This window comes from Streptomyces sp. NPDC002446, from assembly GCF_053595675.1.
Window position 1 is genome coordinate 57,411 of the sequence record NZ_JBSFYC010000043.1, and the last position, 10,958, is coordinate 68,368.

Annotated in this window: 10 protein-coding genes and 1 tRNA gene; 3 read left to right on the top strand and 8 right to left on the bottom strand. The window is 71.0% G+C overall.

From position 1 onward, the window contains the following. Positions 1-107 precede the first annotated feature (107 nt). On the top strand, positions 108-1,787 hold the full coding sequence (locus ACWD6P_RS23515) for a hypothetical protein (protein WP_451446115.1): 1,680 nt from the start codon (positions 108-110) through the stop codon (positions 1,785-1,787). A gap of 67 nt (positions 1,788-1,854) precedes the next feature. Here ACWD6P_RS23515 and ACWD6P_RS23520 read toward each other — a convergent pair whose 3' ends face one another. The 3 genes from ACWD6P_RS23520 to ACWD6P_RS23530 all read right to left on the bottom strand — a co-directional run bounded on the left by ACWD6P_RS23520 (position 1,855) and on the right by ACWD6P_RS23530 (position 4,537). Next, the gene (locus ACWD6P_RS23520) at positions 1,855-3,066 is read right to left on the bottom strand and encodes a YVTN family beta-propeller repeat protein (protein WP_451446116.1); all 1,212 of its coding nucleotides are present in this window, start codon (positions 3,064-3,066) and stop codon (positions 1,855-1,857) included. Beyond that, a complete protein-coding gene (locus ACWD6P_RS23525; protein WP_451446117.1) occupies positions 3,066-3,866 on the bottom strand; it encodes a polysaccharide deacetylase family protein in 801 nt (266 codons plus the stop codon). The genes ACWD6P_RS23520 and ACWD6P_RS23525 overlap by 1 nt, the downstream gene beginning before the upstream one ends. A gap of 113 nt (positions 3,867-3,979) precedes the next feature. After that, positions 3,980-4,537, bottom strand: coding sequence for an HIT family protein (locus tag ACWD6P_RS23530; protein ID WP_451446118.1), 558 nt, complete (start codon positions 4,535-4,537; stop codon positions 3,980-3,982). Positions 4,538-4,604: 67 nt separating this feature from the next. On the opposite strand from ACWD6P_RS23530, the gene ACWD6P_RS23535 reads away from it, so the two are divergent. Further along, a complete protein-coding gene (locus tag ACWD6P_RS23535; RefSeq protein WP_451446119.1) occupies positions 4,605-5,246 on the top strand; it encodes a potassium channel family protein in 642 nt (213 codons plus the stop codon). A gap of 55 nt (positions 5,247-5,301) precedes the next feature. Here ACWD6P_RS23535 and thrS read toward each other — a convergent pair whose 3' ends face one another. The 3 genes from thrS to ACWD6P_RS23550 all read right to left on the bottom strand — a co-directional run bounded on the left by thrS (position 5,302) and on the right by ACWD6P_RS23550 (position 9,148). Then, positions 5,302-7,281: a threonine--tRNA ligase gene (thrS, locus tag ACWD6P_RS23540; protein ID WP_451446120.1), complete on the bottom strand. Its 1,980-nt coding sequence runs from the start codon at positions 7,279-7,281 to the stop codon at positions 5,302-5,304. A gap of 113 nt (positions 7,282-7,394) precedes the next feature. Continuing rightward, positions 7,395-8,582 (bottom strand): hypothetical protein, encoded by a 1,188-nt coding sequence (locus ACWD6P_RS23545; RefSeq protein WP_451446121.1) that lies wholly within the window; start codon positions 8,580-8,582, stop codon positions 7,395-7,397. Beyond that, a complete protein-coding gene (locus ACWD6P_RS23550) occupies positions 8,582-9,148 on the bottom strand; it encodes a DUF4365 domain-containing protein (RefSeq protein WP_451446122.1) in 567 nt (188 codons plus the stop codon). The genes ACWD6P_RS23545 and ACWD6P_RS23550 overlap by 1 nt, the downstream gene beginning before the upstream one ends. 210 nt (positions 9,149-9,358) lie before the next feature. Between ACWD6P_RS23550 and ACWD6P_RS23555 the strand changes: the two genes are divergently transcribed. Further along, entirely contained in the window at positions 9,359-10,084 is a 726-nt protein-coding gene (locus ACWD6P_RS23555) for an exonuclease domain-containing protein (RefSeq protein ID WP_451446126.1), read from the top strand. Between the two features lie 125 nt (positions 10,085-10,209). Here ACWD6P_RS23555 and ACWD6P_RS23560 read toward each other — a convergent pair. After that, positions 10,210-10,281 (bottom strand) — tRNA-Val (locus ACWD6P_RS23560). A gap of 72 nt (positions 10,282-10,353) precedes the next feature. Beyond that, positions 10,354-10,815: an SRPBCC family protein gene (locus ACWD6P_RS23565; RefSeq protein ID WP_451446123.1), complete on the bottom strand. Its 462-nt coding sequence runs from the start codon at positions 10,813-10,815 to the stop codon at positions 10,354-10,356. Between the last annotated feature and the right edge of the window lie 143 nt (positions 10,816-10,958).

The following is a 10,958-nucleotide window of genomic DNA, read 5'->3' on the forward strand; positions in this document are numbered from 1 at the left end:
GTACGCTGAGAGCCCGTCGTTGGACCACTGTTCAGCGGCGGGATCCGCGGTCACCGGCTCGTGGCAGGTGTGCCGTCAGCGGAAGCCGGGAAGAGCCGCATCATCGGATGCGAGCGGTGTGGGGGGCGGTAGTGGCAGACGGGTTCGACTTCAGCCCAGGGGCGCAGGTGCCGCTCTCGGGGAGCGCCGGGCAGACGGCGGCGACCCAGGCGCTGGCCTCGGCCGCCTATCGGGACAGCCCGCTCGCCGACATTTCCAAGGCGGACTCCGACTCCGGCAAGTCCGAGATCAAGAAGCCCAAGCTGTCGCTGTTCGCGCCCAATCTCGGCGAGGCGTTCTCGCGCGCCGTACAGGTGCGGATGCTCGGCGGCGGCCGCAAGCCGCTCATCCAGTCGTTCGGGATCGAGCCGCAGACCATCGTCGAGCACTGTCTGTCGGCCACCCGCATCCGCAAGCAGCGGGACGTCAAACTGACGCTGCTGATGGTGCTGTTCGGGCTGCTGTTCCTGCCCGGTGTGCTGCTGTGGCTGGGCGTCTTCCAGCTGCGCAAGATGCTCTCCAAGGACGGCGAGGGCAAGGGGCTCTCACTGCTCGGCGGGGTGCTGCTGACCGTGCTCGCCGGCCTGGCCCTGATCTTCATGATCAAGCTGCCGCTGAACGGCTTCTGGCCGATGTACGCCCGTGCCATGGTCGTCGCCCCGGTGGTCGGCTGGTGGCTGGCCAAGCAGTTCTGCGAGAAGACCGCGGTGGCCATGCGGGAGTCCTGGAAGGGGCTGCTGGAGGGCGGCGGCGTGGCCGCCAAGATCCCCGAGGCGGTACCGCAGGACCCGAACGAGATCGCCGCCGAGACCCTCCGGCAGAATCTCGCCAAAGTCTCCGCCGAGCAGAACAGCAATGTCGTCTTCTACGCGGGCCCCAAGGGCATACTCGGCATGGGCACCCGCTGGGGCAGCTGGCAGCTGGCCGAAGAGCTCACGCCGGCCCGCGAGGGCACCGAGATCAACCCGTTCCGCAGCTGGGACGTGATCCGCGCGATCCACGACAAGCTGCGGCTGCTGGAGCGCAGCCCGCTGCACACCGGCGGTTTCCCGACGCCGTCCGTCCGCCACTGGATCGTCTCGCCGGTCGGCGAGAAGGCCGCCGCCGTCAGCCGCCCGGAGGGCACCCACGTCGAGGCGTACCAGATCCGCGGTCACGAAATAGAGCGGATCTGCAACGACCAGCAGTTCGGCAGCGGCAACCGCCACTACCTGGGCGTCCAGTTCGTCCTGTGGGACGGCCAGCTGGTCATCACCTTGATGATCACCGTCACGGTGCTGCACGAGACGCTGCGCATCGAGGTCACCGGCCACGCCCTCGGCCCGGTCAACGGCCTGTTCACGACGAAGCCGGAGCCCAAGACCAAGGACGTCGCCAAGGTCATCAAGTTCTGGGAGACCAAGACCCAGCACCTGCCGCTGATCGAGCCGCTGGAGGTGGTCCGGCTCGCCGCCCGCGCCCCGCTGACGTGGTTCCCGCCGGTCCTGGACTTCCTCGGCGGCAAGCTGACCCTCCCCGAGCCGTTCGGCCTGCGGCACGTGTGGGCCGACAAGCCCTGGCGGCACCGCTTCATGGCCGATGACGCGCTGCGCGCCGCGACCCCGGTCCTGCGGACGGTGCACGCCGCCGCGATGAACGTCCTGAGGGACAACGGCGTGAACACCGAGCGCTTCACCAACCGCTCCCTGGTGCTCAGCGGCATGATCCAGGGCGTGGAGCCGCACAAGGCCGACGAGTACAACGCCTAGGCCCGGCCCGTCGGACAGGCCCTGGGGACAGCCCCCAGGGCTCCCCGGGCCGGTGGGCGGGCCCGCGCTAGCGGAAGATGCCCGTGTGGCCCAGGGAGTACCGGCCCGGCTGCGGGTAGACCGCGAGGCCGTGCGGGCCCTGGCCGACCGGGATCTTGGCCAGGGTCTTGCCGGTGCGGGTGTCCAGTGCGTAGACCTCGGAGTGGTAGCGGCCGGACAGCCACAGGACCTTGCCGTCGGTGGACAGCCCGCCCATGTCGGGGCTGCCGCCGCCGCGGATGTGCCATTTGCCGTTGAGTTCGCCGGTCCTGAAGTCGAGCAGGGAGATCGAGCCCTCGCCGCGGTTGGAGATGTACATCGTCTTCGAGTCGCGGCTGACGTAGAGGCCGTGGGTGCCCTTGCCGGTCGGCATCAGCTTCGGCTGCTCGAAGGTGTCGCCGTTCAGGACCCAGATCCCGTCGGCCATCATGTCGGCGATGTACCAGGTCCTGCCGTCCGGGGAGATCTTCACGTCCTGCGGCATCGCCCCCTCGAACGGCAGCTTCTGCTGCCCGATGACCTTCATCTTCTCCGTGTCGACCTTCAGCAGCTCGCCGGAGAACTCGCAGGAGACGACGAAGTACCTGCCGTCCGGTGAGAAGTCGGCGTGGTTGACGCCGGCGCAGCTGACCGGGACGGTCTTGCGGACCTCCATGCTGTGCGGATCGCGGAAGACCAGCTGCCGGTCCATCGAGGCCATGACGACCGCGTACTTCCCGTTGGGCGTGAAGTACAGGTTGTAGGGGTCGTGGACCTTGACGCGCTCGCCCGCCTTGCCGGTGGCGGGGTCGATCGGGGTCAGGTCGTGCCCCCGGTTGTTGTTGACCCAGAGCGTCTTCATGTCCCAGGACGGCACGACGTGCTGCGGCTGCACGCCGACCGGGAGGGTCTCGATGACCTTGTACGTCTTCGGGTCGATGACGCTGACGGTGTCGGAGCCGGTGTTGGGTACGTAGATCCGCGAGGGGTAGTTCCTGACCTGCGGCGCCAGCCGGCCCGGCCGGTCCGCCGCGTACAGGTCGTGCTCGTCGAGCAGCGGCGGCATCCCGGGCAGGCCCGGCTTGGCGGCCTTGACCGGCGCGCGCTCGACCGGCTTCGGGCTCTGCGCGGCGGGCTCGGTCCCGCCGCCGCTGCAGCCCGCCGCCACCAGCGCACAGGCCACGGCGAGCAGCGCGGCCGCCCGGCGACGCAGGCGCCGTCCCAGAGGACTCGGGGAATCGGTACGGTTCCGGTCAGCCATCAGGTCACTAGCTCCGTTGTCGTCACCGCGCGCAGACCGCGCCGGCGGAGGCCGTCGAGGATGGCGGGCAGCGCGGCCACCGTGCCGGCGTGCCCGAGGTGGAGGCTCACGACCGAGCCCGGCCCGACCGAGTCCAGGACCGTTCGCCGGACGGCCGGGGCACCGGGGTCGTTCGCGTCGAGGGAGTCCACGTCGTAGGACAGGACATGCGGATAGCCGGCCTTGCGGGCCAGCCCGGTCACCAGCCCGGTGGCCCGCCGGGCCTGCGAGGGACGGAACCAGCTGCCGATGGTTCCGGTGAGCCTGCGCAGCCGGTCGGCGCACCGGACGATCTCGGCGTACGCCTCGGCGGCCGGCAGGGCGCAGATCGCGCGGTGGTGCATGGTGTGGTTGCCCAGCTCATGGCCGCCGTCGAGGATGCGACGGGCCATCGCGGGCTGCTCGTCGAGCCAGTCGCCGACGGCGAGCACGGTGACCGTGGCGCCGGCCCGCTCGGCCTCGGCCAGCAGGGCGGTCGCCAGCCCGGGGTCGCCCGCGCCGTGGAAGGTCAGCGCGACCGCACGGCCGTCCCGGGGCCCGTGCGCGATCTCGGCGCCCAGGCCGGGCACCCGGGTGGGCGGCCGGGCGGCGCGCACCGGGGCGGGCGGGCGCCGGTCCGTCCCGGAGGGGCTCGGCCCGCCGGGCGCCCGTACGGCGCCGGGGTCCTCGTCCCGGTCCGGGTCGCAGCCCGCCACCAGCGCACCGGCGGCCGCGGCGGAGGCGGCCGCGCGCAGCACGGAGCGACGATCCAGTGAAGTCACCACCCCATTAGAGAGGCAACTAATCGGAATTAGGGTGATCTGCCCTATTCACCCGCATACGTGTCGCTTCGGGCCCCATCCGGCACACCGCCCGGACAACGGCCCGAGGGCACCTACTCCGGCCAGGCCCCGGCGAGCATCGTCCGTGTGTCGGCGAGGAGTTGGGGCAGCACCTTGGTGTGCCCGACCACCGGCATGAAGTTGGTGTCCCCGCCCCAGCGCGGGACGACGTGCTGGTGGAGATGGGCCGCGATCCCGGCGCCGGCGACCGAGCCCTGGTTCATCCCGATGTTGAAGCCGTGCGCCCCGGACGCGGTACGCAGCGCGGTCATCGCCCGCTTGGTGAACTCCGCCAGCTCGGCGGTCTCCGCACCGTCCAGCTCGGTGTAGTCGGCGACATGCCGGAACGGGACGACCATCAGGTGGCCGCCGTTGTACGGGTACAGGTTCAGCACCGCGTACACCCGCTCACCGCGCGCGATCACGAGGCCGTCCTCGTCCGACTTCGCGGGGATCGTGCAGAACGGGCAGCCGTCGTCGGCCCCCGGGCCGGTGGGCTTGTTCTCGCCCTGGATGTAGGCCATCCGGTGGGGCGTCCACAGGCGCTGGAAGGCGTCCTGCGTCCCGACTCCGATCTGCTGCTCCGGCTCGCTTGTCATACGGGCCAGCATATGGCTTCGTCCATTGGCAGCGTGTCGTTGGGGCACGTACCGACGGCCGCTCCGCGATGCTGTGGCGATGGACCGGGAAACGCGACTGCAGGAGTGGGAGAAGACCGCCGAGCCGTACCTCCTGATCGCCTCGATCCTCTTCCTCACCGCCTACGCCGTGCTGGTCCTGGTCCCCGGCCTCTCCCCCGGCTGGCACGCCCTGTGGGTGACCGTCACCGTCGTGAGCTGGGGCGTCTTCGTCGTCGAATACCTGGCCCGGCTGCTGCTCAGCGCCGACCGGCGGCACTTCGTCCGCACCCGCTGGCTGGACCTGATCGTGACCGTACTGCCGCTGCTGCGGCCGCTGCGGATCGTCGAGACGCACGAGCGGCTGCAGCGCCACCGGGACCGGCCACGGCTCGCCCTGGAGACCCGGGTGATGACCTACGCCGGACTGACCTCGCTGCTCCTGGGCTTCGCCGCCAGCCTGGCCGTCTACCACGACGAGCGCGACGCCCCGCACGCCGACATCCGTACCTTCGGCGACGCGGTGTGGTGGGCCGCCTCCACCCTCACCACGACCGGATACGGCGACGCCACCCCGGTCACCGCGCGCGGCCGGGTGACCGGGGTGGTGCTGATGTTCGTCGGCGTCGCCCTGGTCGGGGCGGTGGTGGGCTCCTTCTCCTCCTGGCTGCTGCGGCGCTTCCGCCAGGAGGGGGAGGCATGAGAAGGCCCCGGGGAGCTGGGAGCTCTCCCGGGGCCTCGCGCCTGCAGAACCGGCGTCACACCTGGACGCGGCGCTCCACCACGTCGAGGATCTCGGCGATCGCCTCGTCGCGCGGGATCCCGTTCTTCTGCGACCCGTCGCGGTAGCGGAACGAAACCGCCCCCGCCGCCATGTCCTCATCACCGGCGATGACCATGAACGGCACCTTGCTCTTCTGCGCGTTCCTGATCTTCTTCTGCATCCGGTCCGACGAGGAGTCGACCTCGATCCGCAGCCCCTTGGCCCTCGCCTGCGCGGCGAACTCCTCCAGGTACGGCACATGCGCGTCGCCGATCGGGATGCAGGTCGCCTGCACCGGCGCCAGCCACGCCGGGAACGCGCCCGCGTAGTGCTCCAGCAGCACCGCGAAGAACCGCTCGATCGAACCGAACAGCGCACGGTGGATCATGACCGGACGCTGCTTGGAGCCGTCCGCCGAGGTGTACTCCAGCTCGAAGCGCTTGGGCTGCTGGAAGTCGACCTGGATGGTCGACATCTGCCAGGTACGGCCGATCGCGTCCTTGGCCTGCACCGAGATCTTGGGGCCGTAGTACGCGGCGCCGCCCGGGTCCATGACCAGCTCCAGGCCCTGCTTCTCGGCGGCCTGGCGCAGCGTCTCGGTGGCCTCCTCCCACTCCTCGGGCTCACCGATGAACTTCTCGGACTCGTCGCGGGTGGACAGCTCCAGGTAGAAGTCCGACAGACCGTAGTCGCGCAGCAGGTCCAGCACGAAGGTCAGCAGCGAGTCCAGCTCCTGCGGCGCCTGCTCCTTGGTGCAGTAGATGTGCGAGTCGTCCTGGGTGAAGCCGCGGGCGCGGGTGAGGCCGTGCACCACACCGGACTTCTCGTAGCGGTAGACCGTGCCGAACTCGAAGAGCCGCAGCGGCAGTTCGCGGTACGAGCGGCCGCGCGCCTGGAAGATCAGGTTGTGCATCGGGCAGTTCATCGCCTTGAGGCGGTAGTCCTGGCCCTCGAACTGCACCGGCGGGAACATCGCGTCCGAGTAGCTCGGCAGGTGCCCCGAGATCTCGAAGAGCTTCTGCTTGGAGATGTGCGGGGTGTTGACGAACTCGTAGCCCGCCTCCTCGTGCCGCCGGCGGGCGTAGTCCTCCATCACCTTGCGGATCACGCCGCCCTTGGGGTGGAAGACCGCCAGGCCCGAACCGAGGACCTCCGGAATGGAGAACAGATCCAGCTCCGCACCGAGCTTGCGGTGGTCGCGCTTCTCGGCCTCGGCGAGGAACTCCAGATGCGCCTTGAGCTCGTCCTTCGTCGGCCAGGCGGTGCCGTAGATCCGCTGCAGCTGCTTGTTCTTCTCGCTGCCGCGCCAGTACGCGGCCGCCGAGCGCATCAGCTTGAACGCCGGGATGGCACGGGTGCTGGGCAGGTGCGGACCGCGGCACAGGTCCTTCCAGCACAGCTCGCCGGTCTTGGCGTCGAGGTTGTCGTAGATGGTCAGCTCGCCGGCGCCGACCTCGGCGGAGGCACCCTCGGCGGCGTCCGCGGCGGAGCCCTTGAGCCCGATCAGTTCGAGCTTGTACGGCTCGTCCGCCAGCTCCTCGCGCGCGGCGTCATCGCTGACCGCACGGCGCGCGAACCGCTGCCCGCGCTTCTGGATCTCCTGCATCTTCTTCTCGATGCGCTTGAGATCGTCCGGGTGGAAGGGGGTCTCCACGTCGAAGTCGTAGTAGAAGCCGTCCTTGATGGGCGGGCCGATGCCGAGCTTCGCCTCCGGGAACAGCTCCTGCACCGCCTGGGCCATCACATGCGCGGTGGAGTGCCGCAGGATGTTCAGGCCGTCCTCGGAGGTGATGTCGACGGGCTCGACCTCGTCGCCCTCGGCGACCTCGTACGCCAGGTCCTTCAGCTCCCCGGCCACCCGCGCGGCGACGACACTGCGCTCGCCCTGGAAGAGGTCGGCGGCCGTAGTGCCCGTGGTCACCACGCGTTCTTCCCGCTCGGAATCGCGTTGGACGGTCACACGGACGTCTGACACCGGTCTCTCCTGACTCATGTCTCTTTCACGTCAGCGATTGCTGCGCAGCCGAATCGTACCGAGCCCGCGGACCCGACCGCGAAACGGTTTCGGCGCAGACCGGTGCCGCCCGCCTATTCCTCGTCCAGCGGCCCGCCGCACGCCTCCTCGAAGAAGTCGAGGTTCTCCTGGAGCGACTTCAGCAGCCGGTCCCGCTCCGCCTCGTCGACCTGTACGGGCGTGACGTCGCGGCCACCGGTGATCCGGCGGAAACCGCCCCGGCTCTCCAGCCGCCCGCTGACCCGGATCGGCAGCCCCACCAGGTGGGCGTGCCCGGCGATCCGGTAGTCCTCCTCCCCCAGCGCGACCCGTACCTGCCCCACATCGGCCCCGGTGATCACCCGCAGCCGCACCGTGCCGGGACCGCCGGGCCGCTCCCTGCGCAGCCGTACGACCGCGCCGGTCACCCGTACCGGCAGCGACGGCTCCTCGCGTACGTAGCGCTGGGCCGCCTGCTGGAGGGCCGGCAGATCGCCGGGCGAGAACTCCACCGGTTCGGGGCGCGCCGGGCAGCCGGCCGGGGCGCCGGCCGCCGGTGACCACTCCACCGCGATCCGCACCCCCTCCGCATCGCGGACCAGCGCGATCAGCGCCTGCGCCAGCTCATGGCAGACGCCCAGCTCGACGGCCGCGTCGAAGGCCTCCATACCGCCGGTGGCGCGCTGGTAGTCGGTGGCGTCACGGGCCGCGTGCAGGGCCCGCTGCAGCCCGGCGACCGCCCCGCGCCCGCCGCGCACCGGGACGAACGCGGTCAGCCGGCGCCCGCCCGCCGCCGGGCCGACCAGCACCTCGCCCAGGAAGCCCTCCGCCTGCCGCCTGTGCCGGGCGCCGTAGTAGCCCGCCCGCCCGTACGTCCCCAGCGCGCCGGCGATCAGCATCGAACGGGCCGCGCCGCGCAGCTGCTCCTGCGCCACCCAGTAGGCGGCGCCCGAGCCGCCCTCGGGGACCTCGCGCTCCCAGCGCAGCTCGTCGCTGGGCACCGCCAGCCCCACCAGCACCTCGCGGGCGGTGGGCGCGGCGCTCTGCGCCAGCGCCGCCAGCGCCTCGGCGAGCAGCTCGGCGCTGTCGGGGAAGCGGCGGTCGTGGGGCACCAGCAGGCTGGTGCCGGCGGCCCCGCCGGGCGGCGTCCACCGGGCGTAGTGGCCCGCGGCCCCGCCCCGGCGGCGCCAGCCGTGCCGGGCCAGCAGCGCGCTGAGCACCGCCGGGTCGAGCTGCGCGGGGTCCAGGAGCCGCGCGTCGGGTTCATCGGTCGGCCGGTACATCAGGGTCTCCCTCCCGCTCCGACCCGCGTCATGATCTCGCAGAGCGCTCGGTCGTCGAAGATCCGCGTGGTCGGGATCCGCACAGTGGTCCTGCGCCGGCCGGTCACCGGATGGCCGGCCAGGTTGATCCAGTAGCAGCAGTGCCGCAGTTCGAGGCGGTCGTGAGAGGCCCGCAGCCAGTCGTCCTGGGTCCGCGGGACCAGCATCACGACCAGGATCTTGTGCACCGAGACGGGCGTACGGGCCAGCTTCACCAGGTGGTCGTTGTCGAGCGTGAAGGCGAAGGTCGGCCCCGGCGGGCGCGGGGCGATCTGGTAGGTGCACTTGAGCTGCACCTTGATGGTGACCTCGTCGTCGACGGTGTGGCCGGGCGCGCCATGGCTGACGTGCCAGTCGATGCCGTTGTCCGGGAAGGGCTGCGCCAGCGAGCATCCGGAGGCGGCGGCGACCGCGTGCAGATAGCCCACCTGGAGGGTCTCCATGCAGGCAGTGGTGGCGAGTCCGCCGCGCTGCGGTGTGGTCCGCTGGGGCAGCAGCCCGCCCGGTTCGGGCTGCGCGAGCGTCATCGCTCAAAGCCTTCCGGGCTTGGGGGAACACCCCCACGATCGATGCGTCTGGGACGACGGGCGGCGGCCGATCGCGCGGCCCGTCCCTGTGGTTGTCTCCGCGTCAAGTGGTCCGCAAACAAAGACGGTTCGAGCACCCGGCGGCTCGGGTATCACCAGCTCGGATGGCCTGCCATGTCATCCTCCTTACAAGCACGAGGAGTTGGGATGATGCCGCGCTGGTATGACGGTCCCCTTGCCGCTTTCGACACCGAGACGACGGGCATCGACGTAGAGCAGGATCGCATCGTCTCCGCTGCCCTGGTGGTCCAGGAGACCCCGCGCTCGGCGCCCCGCACCACCCGTTGGCTCATCAACCCCGGCGTCGAGATACCGGAGGCGGCGACGGCGGTGCACGGGCTCACGGCCGACCATCTCGCCCTGCACGGCCGCTGGCCGGCGCCGGTACTGGAGGAGGTCGCGCGCGCCCTGGCCGCCCAGTCGGTGGCCGGCCGCCCGCTGGTGGTGATGAACGCCCCCTTCGATCTGACCCTTCTGGAACGCGAGTTGAAGCGGCACCGCGCCAGCTCGCTCAACGCCTACCTGGGCGCGCACCCGCTGTGCGTCCTCGACCCCCGCGTCCTCGACAAGCACCTTGACCGCTACCGCAAGGGCCGCCGTACGCTCACCGACCTGTGCGCGCATTACGAGGTCGAGCTGACCGACGCGCACGAGGCGGCCGCCGACGCGTTCGCCGCCCTGCGCGTCGTCCGGGCCCTGGGCCACCGCTTCGCCGACCGGCTGGAGGGGCTGCAGCCGGCGGAGCTGCACACCCGCCAGGCGGTCTGGCACGCGGCCCAGGCCCGCGGGCTGCAGACGTGGTTCGCCCGCACCGGCACTTTCGAGGCGGTCGATCCGCATTGGCCGCTGCGTCCCGAACTCCCGGCCGCGGCCTGATTACGCATCAGGAATTCCGGGGGCCCGTCCGGCAAAGGCACGGCACCGTACGGGAATTCCGGCCGCGGCATTCTTCCAACAAAAAGAACCGGGCCGCCTTTCGGCGGCCCGGTCCTTGATCCCGGTGGGCGATACTGGGTTCGAACCAGTGACCTCTTCGGTGTGAACGAAGCGCTCTCCCACTGAGCTAATCGCCCGGGTGTCGGCGAGGTTTCCCTCGCGAACGACCTGAACAATACAGGTCGTCCGGGCCTTCCATCAAATTCCTGTCAGCCGCGGGCCAGCCAGGCGGCGAGGCCGCGCCGTCCGGCGCGCATCATCAGCGCGTGATTGGCCACGAACAGCGGCCGCCCCACCAGCGCGAACCGCCGCAGCAGCGGCTTGCGGACCTCGACGTCCTGATCGAACACCGCGCGGGTGCCGCCGGCGGTGGGCGTGATCGTCCAGCGCGCCCACCCGGACAGATCTCCCCGCATGGCGATCTCCAGCAGTCCCGCCTCCGGGTCCCGTACCCGCTCGCTCGCGGTGACCTCCAGGTCGTACGGGAGCAGCGAGCGGAAGCGGGCGGTGCCGCTGCGGTCGTCGAGCGCGGTCACCTCGCGGACCTGCGGCCACCACCGGGGGTAGGCCTCGGCGTACTCCAGGGCGGCGTAGACGGCCGCCGGCGGGGCGTCGAGCAGCCAGACGCTGCGGAAGCGGTAGCGGTGCAGCCGGCGTGACCAGTCGGGCATGAGCCCAGTGTGCCCGCACGGGCGTCCGCACACGCCCAACAACTGCGACGGCCCGGAGACTTGGAGTCTCCGGGCCGTCGTCCCGGGTGGGCGATACTGGGTTCGAACCAGTGACCTCTTCGGTGTGAACGAAGCGCTCTCCC

What these genes read in the sequence shown, in the direction of transcription:
- ACWD6P_RS23515 (WP_451446115.1), top strand. Translation starts at nt 108, where the DNA reads ATGCGAGCGGTGTGGGGGGCGGTAGTGGCAGACGGGTTCGACTTCAGC.
- ACWD6P_RS23520 (WP_451446116.1), bottom strand. Translation starts at nt 3,066, where the DNA reads ATGGCTGACCGGAACCGTACCGATTCCCCGAGTCCTCTGGGACGGCGC.
- ACWD6P_RS23530 (WP_451446118.1), bottom strand. Translation starts at nt 4,537, where the DNA reads ATGCTGGCCCGTATGACAAGCGAGCCGGAGCAGCAGATCGGAGTCGGG.
- ACWD6P_RS23535 (WP_451446119.1), top strand. Translation starts at nt 4,605, where the DNA reads ATGGACCGGGAAACGCGACTGCAGGAGTGGGAGAAGACCGCCGAGCCG.
- ACWD6P_RS23545 (WP_451446121.1), bottom strand. Translation starts at nt 8,582, where the DNA reads ATGTACCGGCCGACCGATGAACCCGACGCGCGGCTCCTGGACCCCGCG.
- ACWD6P_RS23550 (WP_451446122.1), bottom strand. Translation starts at nt 9,148, where the DNA reads ATGACGCTCGCGCAGCCCGAACCGGGCGGGCTGCTGCCCCAGCGGACC.
- ACWD6P_RS23555 (WP_451446126.1), top strand. Translation starts at nt 9,359, where the DNA reads ATGCCGCGCTGGTATGACGGTCCCCTTGCCGCTTTCGACACCGAGACG.
- ACWD6P_RS23565 (WP_451446123.1), bottom strand. Translation starts at nt 10,815, where the DNA reads ATGCCCGACTGGTCACGCCGGCTGCACCGCTACCGCTTCCGCAGCGTC.